Source organism: Natronoflexus pectinivorans (genome assembly GCF_004345615.1).
GTDB classification, from domain to species: domain Bacteria; phylum Bacteroidota; class Bacteroidia; order Bacteroidales; family Marinilabiliaceae; genus Natronoflexus; species Natronoflexus pectinivorans.
Genome location: NZ_SLWK01000001.1, coordinates 758,303 through 774,099, shown reverse-complemented (window position 1 = coordinate 774,099; position 15,797 = coordinate 758,303). Strand labels below are relative to the sequence as shown.

General features: G+C 32.1%; 18 protein-coding genes. 6 read left to right on the top strand and 12 right to left on the bottom strand.

The window, feature by feature from the left end; genetic code table 11:
* Nucleotides 1-85 precede the first annotated feature (85 nt).
* From ybeY to nadA, 10 genes are all read right to left on the bottom strand, one after another.
* Nucleotides 86-517: an rRNA maturation RNase YbeY gene (gene ybeY, locus EV194_RS02910; protein ID WP_207915871.1), complete on the bottom strand. Its 432-nt coding sequence runs from the start codon at nucleotides 515-517 to the stop codon at nucleotides 86-88.
* A gap of 2 nt (nucleotides 518-519) precedes the next feature.
* Nucleotides 520-906 (bottom strand): ATP-binding protein, encoded by a 387-nt coding sequence (locus tag EV194_RS02905; protein WP_132431897.1) that lies wholly within the window; start codon nucleotides 904-906, stop codon nucleotides 520-522.
* Nucleotides 907-1,025: 119 nt separating this feature from the next.
* Nucleotides 1,026-2,180: a murein hydrolase activator EnvC family protein gene (locus EV194_RS02900; RefSeq protein ID WP_132431895.1), complete on the bottom strand. Its 1,155-nt coding sequence runs from the start codon at nucleotides 2,178-2,180 to the stop codon at nucleotides 1,026-1,028.
* Nucleotides 2,161-2,913, bottom strand: a complete 753-nt coding sequence (locus EV194_RS02895) for a DUF4292 domain-containing protein (RefSeq protein ID WP_165921780.1) — start codon at nucleotides 2,911-2,913, stop codon at nucleotides 2,161-2,163. Before EV194_RS02895 ends, EV194_RS02900 begins: the two co-directional genes overlap by 20 nt.
* Nucleotides 2,914-3,004: 91 nt before the next feature.
* Nucleotides 3,005-4,783, bottom strand: coding sequence for a tetratricopeptide repeat protein (locus EV194_RS02890; protein WP_132431891.1), 1,779 nt, complete (start codon nucleotides 4,781-4,783; stop codon nucleotides 3,005-3,007).
* An 89-nt stretch (nucleotides 4,784-4,872) separates the two neighbouring features.
* Complete coding sequence (dut, locus tag EV194_RS02885) at nucleotides 4,873-5,310, bottom strand: dUTP diphosphatase (RefSeq protein ID WP_132431889.1); 438 nt, start codon at nucleotides 5,308-5,310, stop codon at nucleotides 4,873-4,875.
* Between the two features lie 31 nt (nucleotides 5,311-5,341).
* Nucleotides 5,342-6,802 (bottom strand): oligosaccharide flippase family protein, encoded by a 1,461-nt coding sequence (locus EV194_RS02880; protein WP_132431887.1) that lies wholly within the window; start codon nucleotides 6,800-6,802, stop codon nucleotides 5,342-5,344.
* 6 nt (nucleotides 6,803-6,808) lie between these two features.
* Nucleotides 6,809-7,828: a Holliday junction branch migration DNA helicase RuvB gene (gene ruvB / locus EV194_RS02875; RefSeq protein ID WP_132431885.1), complete on the bottom strand. Its 1,020-nt coding sequence runs from the start codon at nucleotides 7,826-7,828 to the stop codon at nucleotides 6,809-6,811.
* Nucleotides 7,829-7,846: 18 nt separating this feature from the next.
* The gene (locus EV194_RS02870) at nucleotides 7,847-8,230 is read right to left on the bottom strand and encodes a response regulator (protein ID WP_132431883.1); all 384 of its coding nucleotides are present in this window, start codon (nucleotides 8,228-8,230) and stop codon (nucleotides 7,847-7,849) included.
* 191 nt (nucleotides 8,231-8,421) lie between these two features.
* A complete protein-coding gene (gene nadA / locus EV194_RS02865; RefSeq protein WP_132431881.1) occupies nucleotides 8,422-9,417 on the bottom strand; it encodes a quinolinate synthase NadA in 996 nt (331 codons plus the stop codon).
* A gap of 462 nt (nucleotides 9,418-9,879) precedes the next feature.
* On the opposite strand from nadA, the gene rpiB reads away from it, so the two are divergent.
* The 3 genes from rpiB (at nucleotide 9,880) to EV194_RS02850 (ending at nucleotide 12,242) form a co-directional block, all read left to right on the top strand.
* The gene (gene rpiB / locus EV194_RS02860; protein WP_132431879.1) at nucleotides 9,880-10,320 is read left to right on the top strand and encodes a ribose 5-phosphate isomerase B; all 441 of its coding nucleotides are present in this window, start codon (nucleotides 9,880-9,882) and stop codon (nucleotides 10,318-10,320) included.
* A gap of 96 nt (nucleotides 10,321-10,416) precedes the next feature.
* Nucleotides 10,417-11,790: a lactate utilization protein B gene (locus tag EV194_RS02855; RefSeq protein ID WP_132431877.1), complete on the top strand. Its 1,374-nt coding sequence runs from the start codon at nucleotides 10,417-10,419 to the stop codon at nucleotides 11,788-11,790.
* Between the two features lie 5 nt (nucleotides 11,791-11,795).
* Nucleotides 11,796-12,242: an RrF2 family transcriptional regulator gene (locus EV194_RS02850; RefSeq protein ID WP_132431875.1), complete on the top strand. Its 447-nt coding sequence runs from the start codon at nucleotides 11,796-11,798 to the stop codon at nucleotides 12,240-12,242.
* Here the strand turns inward: EV194_RS02850 and EV194_RS02845 are convergent.
* Nucleotides 12,231-12,632: a VanZ family protein gene (locus EV194_RS02845; RefSeq protein WP_132431873.1), complete on the bottom strand. Its 402-nt coding sequence runs from the start codon at nucleotides 12,630-12,632 to the stop codon at nucleotides 12,231-12,233. The two genes, EV194_RS02850 and EV194_RS02845, sit on opposite strands and share 12 nt — an antisense overlap.
* Nucleotides 12,633-12,854: 222 nt before the next feature.
* On the opposite strand from EV194_RS02845, the gene hemW reads away from it, so the two are divergent.
* The 3 genes from hemW to EV194_RS02830 are packed head-to-tail and all read left to right on the top strand — an operon-like array spanning nucleotide 12,855 to nucleotide 15,252.
* Nucleotides 12,855-13,970, top strand: coding sequence for a radical SAM family heme chaperone HemW (hemW, locus tag EV194_RS02840; protein ID WP_132431871.1), 1,116 nt, complete (start codon nucleotides 12,855-12,857; stop codon nucleotides 13,968-13,970).
* Nucleotides 13,971-13,987: 17 nt separating this feature from the next.
* Nucleotides 13,988-14,359 carry a rhodanese-like domain-containing protein gene (locus EV194_RS02835; RefSeq protein WP_132431869.1) on the top strand — a complete coding sequence of 124 codons (372 nt, stop codon included), beginning with the start codon at nucleotides 13,988-13,990 and terminating at the stop codon, nucleotides 14,357-14,359.
* A 35-nt stretch (nucleotides 14,360-14,394) separates the two neighbouring features.
* Nucleotides 14,395-15,252 carry a cation diffusion facilitator family transporter gene (locus tag EV194_RS02830; RefSeq protein WP_132431867.1) on the top strand — a complete coding sequence of 286 codons (858 nt, stop codon included), beginning with the start codon at nucleotides 14,395-14,397 and terminating at the stop codon, nucleotides 15,250-15,252.
* Nucleotides 15,253-15,306: 54 nt separating this feature from the next.
* Here the strand turns inward: EV194_RS02830 and EV194_RS02825 are convergent, their stop codons facing one another.
* Nucleotides 15,307-15,762: a hypothetical protein gene (locus EV194_RS02825; RefSeq protein ID WP_132431865.1), complete on the bottom strand. Its 456-nt coding sequence runs from the start codon at nucleotides 15,760-15,762 to the stop codon at nucleotides 15,307-15,309.
* Nucleotides 15,763-15,797: the final 35 nt, after the last annotated feature.

The window sequence follows — 15,797 nt, the reverse complement described above, 5'->3', positions numbered from 1 at the left end:
ATGAACTTACAGGATATAAAGAATAGAAGAAAGAAAAGTAAATAAAAAGAGGCAGAAGAAGTATATAAGATTGTATTCCAAACATTTAATTGAACTTGTTAGCGTTTAGTTTTTCTAACCATAAGTCTTCATTTTTGCGCATTTCACGTGATTGCTCATCAGTTTTATCATCTTGGCCGAGAAGATGCAAAACACCATGAACAATCACCCGACACAATTCATGAAAATATTCAGTATGATAAATATCAGAATTACTTCTTACTGTATCGAGACTAATAAACAAATCACCAGAAATAACTTTAGGAGAAGAATAATTAAAAGTTATAATATCTGTATAGTAATCGTGATCTAAAAATTGTTTGTTGATATTTAGAATATAATCATCGTTACAGAAGATTACAGAAATGGAGCCGCAAGATTTGAGGTAACTTTCAATAACCTCCTTTAACCAAATTGTGATTTGGTTATAATTAAGTTCAGGTAGATCTACATCTTCATTAAAAAAATGTATGTCCAAAATCAGGATAAATTAAAGTAAAGTTTAACTTTATTTCCGGGATGCTCAAATTCAATTCGATCTGCCAGATGGTTCATTAAAAAAATTCCTCTGCCGTGTGTTCTTTCAATGTTTTCTGGTGTTGTAGGATCTGGTAGATTAGTAAAATCAAAACCTTCTCCGCTATCCGTAATGCAGAATTCTATTTCCTTATCAGAAATATCATATTCAATAAAGACTTCCTTATCTTTAACCAATTTATTTCCATGAACTATGGCATTATTAACACCCTCAACCACAGCTAGTAATAATTTCCCATATACATCTGAATGAATATCATATTCAGCAGAGATATCATCAATTAGCTTCTCAACTAAACTGATGTTTTGTATTTCAGATTTTAGTGTCATTCTATTCACTTGTAAAAGCTTTAAAAATTAATAGTATCCTGCATTACCTGATATTTGTAACAATGATACATAGCTTTATACTAAAAAAAAACAAAAGAGTTTCCTAAATTAATCATTTTTTAAGGAACTAACCAATTAACAGGATCCAATTTTTGGTTTTCCTCCCATATTTCGAAATGTAAAATACCACCTGAATCGTTATCTTCACGATACACTGTTCCCAGATTAGCACCTGAGGTAACAATTTGGCCCTGTGCTACTTTAACTGTTCTTAAATTAGCGTAAACAGTTAAAAATTTACCATGTCTAATTATAACAGCAGTGTTATAACCTGGAATGGCAACTACACGACTAATTTCGCCGTTATGAACAGCAAAAACATCATCATTTCCGCTGGTTTGAATATCTATACCGTTATTTTTAATGGTTACATTTGATAAAACCGGATGCGGATGTTCACCAAAACCATTAACAATTCTGCCTCTACTGACAGGCCAGATTAGTTTTCCTTTAAAATCTCCAAAATTTTCACCCGTTGTTCCAGCACGAGAAGTTCGAATATATTCAAGTATTCTATTTTCTAGCTCCTCAGCTTGCTGTTGCTGCTTATTTAACTGCTCACGCAACCATCTTTCTTCCCGTTGCAAATTCCGGATTAATACATTCTTCTGTTGTCGGTTACTTGATAATTGAGTGTACTCATTTTCAATCTCTTTAAGGGCTTCTTCCTTTTGTAATCGTTGAATTTGAATATCCTCTTGCAAAGCAAAAAGAAGATTTTGAGAAGTTTTTAATTTTTCAGCTTGCTGTTGACGATACCTTGTATATTCTTGTAACAAACGATATCTTTGATATGCCTCAGAAAATCCATTAGCACTTAGAAAAAATATAAGTTCATCTAATGCATTTCGTCTCTTATAAGTATCCTGTATTAAACGTGCATATTCTGTTTTAATACTTTCTATTTCATTTTCTAACTGATTAATTTGTCTTTGATTCTCCTCCAAACTTGCATCAATAATTGAAATTTCATTTCGGATATCCGCTAAAAAAGATTCACGAATTGTAATTTCTCGTGTTAACAGGTTTAATTGTTGAAGATTAGTTTCACGGGTAGTTTGTTTAGATTGAAGTAATCTATTGGTACGATCAATTTCCTGCAACAAAGCTTCTCTCTCAGTCCGTAAATTATTAATATTTTGACCAGACAATGTTGTGGATACTATCTGACAGCACAAAAAAATAAATAAAAATCTAAAAATTGACTCTTTCATAATTAGATGGGATAGAAAAACCAATTGAAGCATCAGAGTTCTTTTCAACCTGATTCAAATTTAATTCTAATTTTGCACTATTAGAGCCCATATTGCCGATAATTCTAATAGAATAAGGAAATACTTCATTTCCATTAAAAGATCTAAAATCAGCATATCCTATACGCAAAGAAGTGTTGTTGCCGGGTTGATCAATAAAAGAACTTAAAACACGGTAAATATCAGGTAAAATATCTATGCGTTGATATGTGTTATATGAATTTGTATCTAGCATTCTAGCATATGTCCTGTCGTCGTGAGACTTTAAAGAATAGAAATTGTCATAAACATCGCCACTGTAACGCTTAATATTTGATATTTGATTAAATGGAAATTCAAACATCCTATTTGTTAAAATCCGTTCCAATATATCATAGCTTAAAGGCACATTAAAACGGTTTGACAGCTGTTGATAAGTTGCCACGGAATATTCGCGATTAATTCTATCCATAATCTGAACAGACACCTTATCAAACTTAATTCTAACAGCTTCAATACCCATAAAAGGAATGACAGAAATTACAATTTCCTGATCTTTCTTTATGTACATATTGGCGCGCACACTGCGCTCCTGACCACCATGATCTATATTTGCAAGTAATCTTCTATAAAAAAGCGTATTAAATTGAATCTCATTATTAATGATCTCTTCTACTAGTTCTATTTCAGTATAATCTCCAAGCGGCTTACCCACAAAAATTCTGTCTATACTCCGACAAGAACCTAAGTATATCAGTAAAAAAAGAGATACAAGTCTGAATACCATAAAAAACCTACCCATCCTGTTATTCGAAATAAGATTCAAATTCAATTTTTTTAATCAGAAATTCTGTAACTTCATCATCAGTATACGAAGCTTTTTTCCAATATGTTATAGCTTCATCCTTCATACCATTTTTATACAGAATATCTCCATAATGTTCTAAAATAACACCGTTATCTTTTCCTCCTAATTCCATTGCTCTCTCAATGTAATACAATGCATCCAGATATTTTCCCTGTTGGAATAAAACCCATGCATAAGTATCCAAATAAGTATAATTATCGGGTTCTTGCAGTATAACTCTTGAAATCATTTCCTCTGCTTTATGAAGATCTTTCTTTTCAAGACTTAAAAAATATGAGTAATTATTTAATACAATAATATTATCGGGATTTAGAGAAATACTTTTTTGATAGGATGAGAAACTCTTTTCGACGCTATCAGTCTGGTAATAAAGATCGCCTAATAATCCTAAAACCTGAGCTTTTAACATGGTATTATTCTCAGCATTATCACTTGCTCTTTCAAGATAGTATATGCTGCTTATTTTATCATCATCCAATAAAAAGGAAAAACCAGCAATGTAATTGAAAAAAGGATTAGATGGATATAAGGAAGCAGCTCTTTTTGCGTATTCTGTTTTATTGTTTCTCTCCTGATCTTCAAATAATAACAACAAAAAGTCGTGCCATATTTCTTCTTGCCTCTCATCCAATAACAAGGCAGTTTCTAAAACGTCAATGGCTTTGGAATTATTTCCGTTTTCAGATAAAAAATTGCCATACAAAACATAACCCATTGCATCATATGGATGTAATTCAATAATAGCATTTAAAAAAAGATCAATATGTTCTGTATTTAATGGATTATCTGGATCATTCATGTTCATAAGGAATGGTAAAATTCTTTGAATCTTAATATCAATTTCCAGATTTTCATTAAAAAAACCATTCTCTAAGTGATGAACAAAAGATGGCATATCATTCTCCGACAAAGCAAGATTGGCTAAACTAAAATGTATTAAACCGTTGTCTGGAAAATCTATTAAAACCTGATTATAAGTACTTAAAGCATTCTTCATATCAGATTGCTGGACATAGAAATCACCTAAGAAAACGCGATAATTACCATTATTAGGATTTTCAGAAATCAGATTTTTAATTTCCCGTAAAGCAGATCTTTTTTTTCCAGCTTCCAAATAAATAGAATGTTTTTCAAAGGTTAAAGCTTCATTAATTCCTATAATTGCTTCAATCCTATTAAGATAATCTATGGCCTCTTCGAACCGTTCCTTTTCATATAAAATTTGACTTACTTGATATAAATATTCTGGATTATCTGGATCCAATTCAACTAAATATTTTGATGAAAGTAAAGCTTTATCAAATTTTCTGTTATGAAAATACAATTGTGTTAGCAAGCTAATAAAATGTTCATTATGCGGGTCATACTGAACAGAACGAAAAGCAAAATTTTCTGCTTCGTTAAATTCTCGATTGCGAATCAGTAAATGACTAATTTCGTAGTAACAAGTTGCACAAGTAGAATCAAGTCTGATGGCTTCCATATAAAGTATGGCAGAATTTCCGAGGTCTCCTAAGGCTTTTAATCTGTTTGCTTCAACAAAGTAGTAGTTAAATCTTTGCGTAGTAAAATCGTCAGAATGTCTGATACTAAAAAAACGACCATCAGGATACAATATATCTTCGAAAGTTGTTAATTCCTTAGTAGTACCACAACTTGTTAAAAAAGCAAGAAAGAAAGTTAATGCCAGAATAATATTTTTTAAAAAATCAGTCATTAAAATATTTTTAAATTTAGATAAATCAATTTAAACTTATCTAGGATATTAATTATTAAATAGTTGTAATACTGTGATATAATTTAAAATTAATTTTTACCTGTGTGTCCAAAACCTCCTTCTCCTCTTACACTTTCAGATAAAGATTCAGATAAAGACCAATTGAAATTTTCAAATTTATTGATAACCATCTGACATATTCTTTCTCCATTTTTAATAATAAACGGAACATTAGATAAATTAATAAGAATGACTTTAATTTCGCCACGATAATCAGCATCGATAGTTCCGGGACTATTAAGAACACTAATGCCGTATTTAAATGCCAAACCACTGCGAGGACGTATTTGAGCTTCAAATCCTTCAGGTAATTCAATATAAAGACCGGTAGGCACCAGAATACGTTCCATAGGCCTTAATTCAATATCTTCAGCAATAAAAGCACGCAAATCTACACCCGCGGATAAAGAGGTCGCAAACTCCGGTAAAGGATTATTGCTTTTATTTACAACTTTAATTTCTATCATGTGACTAAATAAATTTGAGAAAAAAAATCATTTATGATTTTAAAAATTTAATTCCTGATTTTCTTTGTAAAAGAACAAAGATAGCTATAAACACAAATAATATAGTGATTTTAAATAGATAACGAAATAAATAAAAATCGATAACTACCAACTTATTAATTATGTATAGTACTAAAGCTGCTACAAAATAGAGCAGAATTTTTTTTAATGGATAGGGAACAGGGAAATATTTATTACCGTATAGAGCGGAAAATAAAGCCATTAAACCATAACCAAAAAGCATTGAATAAGCAGCGCCAATCATTCCAAAAATTGGGATGGTTATAAAATTTAAACTGAGTGTAATTATTGTTCCTAATATACCAAAAATCGCTCCAAAATAGGTCTTATCGGTTAATTTATACCAGAGCGAAAGATTAAAATAAATTCCATAGAATAATTGTGCCATCAGAATAACTGGAATAACTACATTTCCATAAAGATATTCTTCGGTGAGCAAAATATTTATAAGTTCCTGAAAAATATTAACTCCCAAAAAAATAAAAAGTCCAAAAGCGATAAAATAATCCATGATTAAAGCATAACTGCTTAATCCTTTATCACTGTTTTTAAAAAAATATGGTTCAAAAGCAAAACGAAATGATTGAGTAAATAAAGTCATTAATATCCCTATTTTGAAATTAGCTGCATAAACGGCTAATTCATTAAAGCCATCTGTCCTTAAAATTGGAATAAGTATTTTATCGCTGTTTTGAATGATCATTCCAGTGATTCCTACTATTATAAATGGCCATGAATAATTAATAATACTTATAACTATAGATTTATCAAAAGTTCCCTTTAGACGTAGAATTTCAGTTATAAAAAAAGAGAACATCAGTAAACTACTAATCAAATTACTTAGTAGAATGTAGAATACTCCAGTACCAGATTCAAAAAAAATGGCATAAGGTTTACCAATAAACTCATTTTTAATTAAATAAGGAATTAATAGAAGGAAAAATAAATTGAAGAAAATATTAGAAAATATTCCAGATAATCTGATTATTCCAAATCGTATTGCTTTATTGTTTAACCGCAAATTGGCAAATGGAATAGATATGAAAGCATCTATCGCAATGATCCAACCAACGAGAATAATGGATATGCGAAATTGGCCGTCATACAAAACATGACTAAGAAAGTCGGATGAAAAAGTAATAATAATGATTAATAGAAAACCAGAAACGCTTAATGAAGATAAAATACTAGTATATACTGATGAAAATCTTTCACTTTTTGAAAACCTAAAAAAGCCAGTTTCCATACCATATGTGAAAATTACCAATAATATGGATATGAAACTATAGAAATTAATAACAACTCCATATTCTTCAGGTGATAGTACTCGGATATAAAAAGGCATCAATAACCAGTTTAAAAGTCTACCAATCATTGTTGTGGAACCATAAATAATGGTTTCACCGGCTAATTTTTTTAAACCACCTGACATTAAATACTAAAATAAAGAAGTCTGAATATTTCCCGGCTCTCTTCCGAAATGTTTATAAGCCAGACGAGTAACAACACGTCCACGAGGAGTACGTTTTAGAAATCCTTCTTTTATCAAAAAAGGTTCATATACTTCCTCTATTGTACCACTATCTTCACTAACGGCGGTAGAAATGGTAGTAACCCCTACTGGACCACCATCAAATTTATCCATTAGAGTGAGCAAAATTTTACGATCCATATCGTCGAGACCATACTCATCAATATTGAGTGATTTAAGCGAAAATCGCGTTATATCTAATGAAATTGTGCCATCTCCTTTAACTTGCGCAAAATCCCTGACTCTCCGCAACAATGCATTAGCAATACGAGGTGTACCTCTACTTCTTCGGGCAATTTCTTCGGCAGATTCCGTTGTAATAGAAGTATTTAAAATACCAGAAGAACGCAATAAAATACCACTCAATACATCAAGGTCGTAATATTCAAGATGACAATTTATTCCGAATCGTGCTCTCAATGGACTAGTTAATAATCCACTACGTGTAGTAGCTCCAATTAAAGTAAAAGGATTCAATTCAATTTGAATAGATTTAGCACCTGGGCCTTTATCAATTAAAATATCTATTTTATAATCCTCCATCGCAGAATAGAGATACTCTTCGACAATCGGGCTCAATCGATGTATTTCATCGATGAAAAGTACATCATTAGGCTCAAGGGAAGTTAATATTCCAGCAAGGTCTCCAGGTTTATCTAGAACCGGTCCGCTGGTTACCTTAAAACCAACATTTAGTTCATTAGCAATAATATTAGATAAAGTTGTTTTTCCTAACCCAGGAGGTCCATGCAATAATACATGATCAAGCGCTTCATTTCTCATAGATGCAGCCTGAACGAAAATCTTTAAATTCTCAACAACTTGTGCTTGTCCTTTAAAATCAACAAAAGTTAGTGGACGAAGTTTTTGTTCTATTTCTATATCACCTGTAAAATCTTTCTCAGGATTTCTTAAATCAATATCCATTCTAATCGTATAGCCATACTAATTACTAATTATACCCAAATCGGAAAGAATTGTATTAAAAACCTCAATATCGAATGGCTTAGACATATACTCATCCATTCCAATAGACATACATTTCTCCCTATCTGCATCAAAAGTGTTTGCAGTTAAACCAATAATAGGCGTGTGAATACCTTTTATCTCTTCCATTTCTCTGATTTTAATAGTTGCTTCAAATCCATCCATAACAGGCATCATTAAATCCATTAAAATCAAATCATAACGATGTTGATTAACTTTATCAACAGCTTCTAATCCATTATTGGCCACATCAATACTGAACCCAAATTTAGTCAGATTCAAAAAAATTAATTTTTGATTGAGTATGTTATCCTCAACAAGTAGTAATGATAAATTCTTCATCTGTCTAAATACATTTATAGTGCAGTTACAAGCTACACCATCCTTAGAATTAGTTTTAAGGCTACATTAATAAATATCCCTGAAAAATAATGATATAAATCTAAACAAAAAAATAAATATAAAAATACATGATGTTGATAATCATGATCTACCTATTTAGAAAAAAGTATCCAGAAGTATGATATACTTACTTATAAACTCAATTTTGCTGAGATTTCCAACATCTTATTAATTGGTTTAATAGCCTTTAATCTTAATTCCTCTTCTATATTGATTTCAGGTAATTCGTTTTTTAAAGCTAAATAAATTTTTTCAAGAGTGTTGAGTTTCATAAATTCACAGTCATTACATCCACATGTAGAATCCATTGGTGGTGCAGGAATGAAAGCTTTATCAGGAGATGCTTTTTGCATTTGATGTATAATACCTGATTCGGTTGCGACTATAAATTTCGATTTATCACTGTTTTTGGAATAATTAAGTAACGCAGCTGTGCTACCGATAAAATCAGCCATTACCAATAATGGCTTTTTACATTCAGGGTGTGCCAACAAAAGAGCATCCTGATGCTCCTTTTTAAGATCCACTATTTTTTCTACGGAAAATTTTTCATGTACATGACAAGCACCATCCCATAATACCATTTTACGACCAGAAATGCTTTGAAGATAATTACCCAAATTCCTGTCTGGTCCAAAAATGATAGGTTGATCTTCAGGAATACTATTAATGATATGTACAGCATTGGTACTTGTTACAACAATATCTGACAAAGCTTTAACTGCAGCTGTGGTATTTACATACGTAACTACTGTATGCCCAGGATTCTTCGCAATGAATTCAGCAAACTCTGGAGCCGGACAACTATCAGCCAGAGAACAACCTGCATTTAGATCAGGAACTAAAACCTTTTTATCTGGAGATAATATTTTTGCAGTTTCTCCCATAAATAGTACTCCTGCAAGTAGAATAATATCAGCATCAGTTTTAGCTGATTGTTGAGCCAATGCCAGACTGTCTCCAACAAAATCTGCAATATCTTGTATTTGATTTACCTGATAATAGTGCGCCATGATAATGGCATTTTTCTCCTTCTTTAAACGATTGATTTCATCTACTAAATTCATGTTTTTATCAATTCGTTCATTTACGTACCCATCTTTTATCCACTCACTATTATTATACATTATTTTAGAATTTAAAAATAATATGATGATGATAATACTCTGTTAGTAATGTTGAAAAAAATGTTTCGAAACTATTGCATATTTGTGAAATCAGATTAATTCAAATAGTTATAAACATTTAAAATTTTAATACAATTCTAATTTTCAATTAGATATGATTGATATTCACACATTGTTAAGAACCTGTAAAGTTAAAAATTTTGTTCTCGAAACTACACCTATTTTCTTACTAATTGTGTTTAAAACTATTTTTATTTATGCGCTATTGATTTTGGACTTTTGAATTTGGAAGACAATAAGGAAATATTTCTCTAAAATCCAAGATCTTTTTTTGAAAAAAAATCAATATCTATTCACACTTTATCAACAATTATTTCTACAAATTGTTGTGTTTATTTTATTTCTATCTTTGTAATCAAAATACTAAAGATAAAATCTTATAAACTGACCAAAAAGAATCTGATGAATATTAAGAAAATTGCTATAGGTTGCGACCATGCAGGGTATGAATTAAAGGAGATTTTAAAGGCATATCTGCAGACACAAAACTATGAAATAATCGATTTTGGAACGCATTCAACCGATAGTGTTGATTATGCAGATTATGCACATCCACTTGCTGTTTCTGTTGAAAGTGGCAATTGCGACATAGGTGTAACTATTTGTGGGAGTGGTAATGGTATTAATATGACAGCCAATAAACATAAAGGAATACGTAGCGCATTATGCTGGATGCCTGAAATTTCCCGATTGGCTCGTTTACATAATGATGCCAATGTTTGCAGCTTACCAGGACGTTTCATAACTGTTGAGGATGCCAAGAAAATTGTAGATTTATTTTTAAGTACTGAATTTGAAGGTGGGCGACACACCGAAAGAATTCGTAAAATGTGTGACTTTTAATAAGCAAATAGATAAAATGATTTGAAATTCCGGTGTTCTGTTTTTGTTACAGATACCGGAATTGTTATTTTTATCTGTATTTAATTGAATAAAAGCATGTTTTCACCTCGTTACGTATTTAATAGTAAAGCTTCTGATGTGGCTTTTGATCTTAAACATAGAAATACTATTCGGTATAATATGTTGAAGTACAGTCAATCAGTTGAGAAAGGAAAAAGTAGGTTCTCAAACAGGACTGATATTCATGAATTTGCAGCTGTTACAAAAAGAAATGTATTATCAAATTTACCCGAATACCTGGAAGAGTTTGAGAAAAATGCAATTGCTAATAATATTGAGGTAATATGGGCAGAAGATTCACATCAGGCAATTTCAATTTTTAGGAACATCATTAATAAATATGGAGTTAAATCAGTAGTTAAAACCAAATCCATGACTTCTGAAGAAGTTGATTTTAATGAAGTCTTTCAAAAACATAACATTGAATGTATTGAAACTGATTTAGGTGAGTTTATAGTCCAACAAGCAGGTGAGCGTCCTTACCATATTCTTACACCGGCCATGCATAAATCTGCAGGTGATGTAGCTAAACTTTTTAATGAAAAATTTAATACCGATAAAAATGCTTCAGCTGTCGATATAACATTATTTGTTAGGAAGTATTTACGAAAAAAGTTTCTAAATGCCGATATGGGATTAAGCGGTGCCAACTTTTTACTAGCGAAAGAAGGTGCTGTTGCTGTAACAGAAAATGAAGGTAATGGATTATTTACTTTTGGTTTTCCCAAGGTGCATGTGGTATTAGCAGGTATTGAAAAATTGCTTCCGGGAATTAATGAACTACACCAGTTTTGGCCTTGGTTGGCCTTACATGGTACAGGACAAAAAGTTACTGCATATAATTCAATCATATTTGGTTCCAAACAGCCAGATGAGCGAGATGGACCTGAAAAAATGGTTGTGATATTACTGGATAATGGAAGATCCAATTTATACAAACAGCCGCATCAATCTGAAGCATTATCTTGTATTCGCTGTGGTGCATGCCTAAATGCTTGTCCCATATACAAGAATGTTGGAGGTTATACCTATCAATCTGTATACACCGGCCCTATAGGATCTGTAATTGAACCGCATTTAAAAGGTTTTAAAAAATATGGTCATTTAAGTTTTGCAAGTACTTTATGTGGAAGTTGTTATGATGTATGTCCGGTAAAAATTAATTTACCAGATTTATTACTTAGAAATCGTAGGGAGTATGTTGAAGGGGGTTATGATTCACTAGTTAATAAAACTTCTATGACTATAGCACGAGAACTTCTTATGAAACCCGGTTTTAACAGAAATATTAATTATAAAAGTAAAAAAATGCTTATATATTTGGTTCAGAATTATATTTTTGATGGTAAACGGAAATTTTCCGAACCGAAGGAAGATACTTTCCAAAAACAGTGGTTAATTAACAAATAGGAACTATGTTATCAAATACATGCAGATATGCAGTTCGTTCTATCATCTACATAGGCATTAAGTCTTCAGTTGATCAACTTGTAAACGTTAAAAAAATTGCTTCAGAACTAGATGTTCCCATGCAATTTTTAAGTAAGATCCTTCAGGTATATGTTAAAGCCGGAATTTTAAAAAGTTTTAAAGGACCAACAGGAGGATTCTCTTTGGCACTTGATCCTTATACAGTTTCTTTATACGAACTGGTAAAAATTATTGATGGTGACCAAATATTTGAAACATGTGTAATTGGCACAAAACCATGTTACAGTAAGAATAGCGATAGCATGAAGTGTCCGGTTCACGATCAATACAGTGCAGTAAGAAGTCAACTTACTGAATTTTTTAAAAACGAAACTTTGGGAGCAATAATGGATAATTATTCCAATAAAACTGACGATTTTTTAATGCTTTAGAATTTTAATGGCTAAAGAAAACAGATAAAATCCCGCTACTACCCCTAAAACGTTTGCTATAAAATCAAATAGTTCACAACTTCTATTTGATATAGGTGGTTGTATCAACTCAATAATTCCGCTTGCAACAATTAATCCGATAATGGGTATCAGATTCACTCTGTTTTTTATGGAGAACTGATGTAGTTTGTTTCTAAGGTATTTTTCAAAAAAGAGTGTAAAACTTATGGCAAAATACATCAAAAAATGCACAATTTTATCTGAACCCTGAAAATTCCAGATATTATGATTTGGTACTTCTGAGCTGGGCAGCAAACTTAGAAAAACGACAACTGCACAGACCAGAATTGTTAATTTGAACTGACTTATTAAACTTATAATACTTTGCATGGTTGTTTATTTAATTGGCCAAATTAAGATTTTTATGCGAAACAGACTCTTAATTTTGATCATGAAGGGTTAATAAATATTCTATTTGAACAGGTTTTCAATAATTGTGATGTTTTACTGTTGAAAAACCTAAATTTTTTGTTAATAAACTGTTGATAACTGTGTGTAAAACGCTGTTTTTAAATGTTTCACGTGAAACATTTTGTGTAAATATTTAATGTGATGGCAGGGATTTATATTCATGTTCCATTTTGCGTTTCAAAATGTCACTATTGTGATTTTTTTAAAACCACAAATACTGAGATGCTGAATGGTTATTTAGATGCTTTGATGGAAGAATTTTTACATCGTAAAAATTCTTTTGATGAAAAAATTTCTACCCTATATTTTGGTGGTGGAACACCCTCGTTAATTCCATTACCCAATTATGATGCCATTTTTTCCAGACTTAAAAAGTTGTACCAATTTATTCCCGATGCTGAAATTACCATCGAAGCAAACCCTGATGATTTATCGAGTGACTATTTAATGGGTTTGAGAGAAATTGGTTTTAACAGAATCAGTATAGGCATTCAAAGTTTTCATGACGATGATTTGAAAAGAATGGGGCGTCGGCACACTGGACAACAAGCGATGCAATCGGTTATGGCGGCCAGTGATGCTGGATTTAATAACATCAGCCTGGATTTAATTTATGGATTATCATGGTCGGGAACAGATAAATTTGTTGAAAACCTGAAAATGCTAAAGGATTTACCCTTTCAACATTTATCTGCCTATCATTTAACCATTGAGCAGGGTACTAATTTTTATAAACAACAAAGAAAAGGAAAGCTTCGAGAAATGGATGAAGATGAAAGCTTAAAACAATACCTTTTACTGTGTGAGTTTGCTCAAAATTTAGGGATGGAGCATTATGAAGTTTCAAATTTTTGTTTACCCGGTTATATATCACGGCACAATTCCTCTTATTGGGATGGAACACCTTACATCGGATTTGGCCCCGGAAGCCATTCATTTTATGGCAGCTCCCGATATTGGAATCAGTCAGATTTACTTAGTTATATTGGTAAGAAATTTGATTTAGTTAGAGAACAGGAATTACTTACCTCTGTAAATAAATTCAATGAGTTAATAATGCTTGGATTACGTACCAAAAGAGGAATAGACATGTCGCTGGTTACCACCTATTTTCAAAATCATTTTAATGCGATTATGCAAAAATGGGTTGATAATAAGTTTTTATATCAAGAGGGTTCTTTTTTGAAATGTTCTGAGAAAGGATGGTTTATAGTTGATGCCATAATTGAAGATTTTTTTGTTGATGCCGATTTGTAATCACATATTTTTCTCTTATGAAGATCATTTCTTTTATATTGTCTATTTTTGTGTCAACATCTGTGTTCAGAATGAATTCCAGTGAATATTCTGATGCCATGGAGGCATCAGAAAACTATATTTTATTGGATGTTAGAATGTACGAAAAGTATCAGGTAGAAAGAATTCCCGGCGCTTTATACGCGGGAGAGCGAAAATATTTGGATGAAATAGCTGCTCATTTGGATAAGAATACCGATGTTTTCATTTATTGCAGTTATGGCGACAGATCTGTGGAAGTTATTAAAATTTTGAAGAGAAAGAGATTTAAGACCATTTACGATTTGGAACATGGTTTTGAGCAATGGTACATGGATAAAATGCCGATTGATACTTTAAAAATTAGATAACAAAGCATCCTTCTTATAGCTTAAACTAGATTTAAATGAAAAGTAAGTCCCCCATTATAGCCACATGGAGCTCTATTGTATTAAATGTACTTCTGTTTATATTGAAATTTTGGGCTGGTGTTGTATCTAATTCTGTTGCACTGCTTGCCGATGCATGGCATACACTTTCCGACTCATTTTCTTCGCTTGCTGTGCTAATTGGGTTAAAATATTCCCACCAACCAGCGGACAAAAATCATCCCTTTGGCCATGGCCGTGCAGAACTTATAGCCTCTCTGGTTGTTGGTGTTTTATTGGCTGTGGTAGGTTTTAATTTTTTGGTGGAATCCATCACTAAATTTCGCGATCGCGAAATTGTCGAATTTGGATCTCTTGCCATTTGGGCAACAGCAATTTCCATTGTTGTAAAGGAGGTAATGGCCAGATATTCAATCCACATTGGTAAAAAGAATAGGTATAATTCGCTAGTTGCCGATGGGTGGCATCATCGAAGTGATTCCATCACGAGCGTTATTATTTTGATTGGAATTTTTTTTGGAAGTAAAATTTGGTGGATTGATAGTTTTCTTGGGCTTATTGTTACCGCCATGATATTTTATACCACTTACGGAATCATGAAAGATACCATAAGTGTGTTACTGGGAGAAGCAATTGATAAGGAAATGGTAAATAGCATTACGGCCTGTGAAACAGAGGTTGGTGAGAGTATTTCTCTGAATCCACATCATTTTAAAATTCACACATATGGTCAGCATACTGAATTAACATTTCATATTACTCTACCCGGACATTTTAGTTTGGAAAAGGCACACGATATAGCCAGTAAATATGAGCGTATAGTGGAAACAAAGCTGGATGTATGCGTAACCATACATGTAGATGCTGAGGAATAAAAAAAACGGTCGAATTTCGACCGTTTTTTCATAATAATGATTGTTCTATTTTGCTTAAAAGTTCATTTCTCCTTCAGAAAATTGCCTTACAAGCGATACCACTGCTTCGGCACATCCCTCCTGTCCTCCCGGAAACGAGAAAACCAACTGATATACTTTCGAAGTTCTGACAATGTAATCAAATGCTGCAAAGGTTCTGCCTCCTTCACGATTGCTCGCAAGCATTCTGTCCTGATCATATAATTGCATCACAATGTCGTCAGCGTTTGAAGCACCATTTACTACGTTAAATCTATATTGACTGCGACTGTTAAGCATCACATTAAATTTTACCTGACCGGTTTTAACTTCCGTAGGGCTTTTGGTGAGGTTAACGGAATAATCTCTGATGTATTGAGCATCTCCCATTCCCTGCAATGCAGCTTTTCTAACAGATTCATCGCATTGTGCCCAGGTATTGTATATTCCGAAGGTAAATACCAAAAATAAACTAATTATTACCTTTTTCATGGTAGATGTTATTAATTAAAAGTTGATTAATCGGA

Excerpts from the sequence above, each read along its gene's own strand:
- EV194_RS02905 (WP_132431897.1), bottom strand. The coding sequence starts at position 906 with ATGACACTAAAATCTGAAATACAAAACATCAGTTTAGTTGAGAAGCTA.
- EV194_RS02900 (WP_132431895.1), bottom strand. The coding sequence starts at position 2,180 with ATGAAAGAGTCAATTTTTAGATTTTTATTTATTTTTTTGTGCTGTCAG.
- EV194_RS02890 (WP_132431891.1), bottom strand. The coding sequence starts at position 4,783 with ATGACTGATTTTTTAAAAAATATTATTCTGGCATTAACTTTCTTTCTT.
- dut (WP_132431889.1), bottom strand. The coding sequence starts at position 5,310 with ATGATAGAAATTAAAGTTGTAAATAAAAGCAATAATCCTTTACCGGAG.
- EV194_RS02880 (WP_132431887.1), bottom strand. The coding sequence starts at position 6,802 with ATGTCAGGTGGTTTAAAAAAATTAGCCGGTGAAACCATTATTTATGGT.
- ruvB (WP_132431885.1), bottom strand. The coding sequence starts at position 7,828 with ATGGATATTGATTTAAGAAATCCTGAGAAAGATTTTACAGGTGATATA.
- EV194_RS02870 (WP_132431883.1), bottom strand. The coding sequence starts at position 8,230 with ATGAAGAATTTATCATTACTACTTGTTGAGGATAACATACTCAATCAA.
- nadA (WP_132431881.1), bottom strand. The coding sequence starts at position 9,417 with ATGTATAATAATAGTGAGTGGATAAAAGATGGGTACGTAAATGAACGA.
- rpiB (WP_132431879.1), top strand. The coding sequence starts at position 9,880 with ATGAATATTAAGAAAATTGCTATAGGTTGCGACCATGCAGGGTATGAA.
- EV194_RS02855 (WP_132431877.1), top strand. The coding sequence starts at position 10,417 with ATGTTTTCACCTCGTTACGTATTTAATAGTAAAGCTTCTGATGTGGCT.
- EV194_RS02850 (WP_132431875.1), top strand. The coding sequence starts at position 11,796 with ATGTTATCAAATACATGCAGATATGCAGTTCGTTCTATCATCTACATA.
- EV194_RS02845 (WP_132431873.1), bottom strand. The coding sequence starts at position 12,632 with ATGCAAAGTATTATAAGTTTAATAAGTCAGTTCAAATTAACAATTCTG.
- hemW (WP_132431871.1), top strand. The coding sequence starts at position 12,855 with ATGGCAGGGATTTATATTCATGTTCCATTTTGCGTTTCAAAATGTCAC.
- EV194_RS02835 (WP_132431869.1), top strand. The coding sequence starts at position 13,988 with ATGAAGATCATTTCTTTTATATTGTCTATTTTTGTGTCAACATCTGTG.
- EV194_RS02830 (WP_132431867.1), top strand. The coding sequence starts at position 14,395 with ATGAAAAGTAAGTCCCCCATTATAGCCACATGGAGCTCTATTGTATTA.
- EV194_RS02825 (WP_132431865.1), bottom strand. The coding sequence starts at position 15,762 with ATGAAAAAGGTAATAATTAGTTTATTTTTGGTATTTACCTTCGGAATA.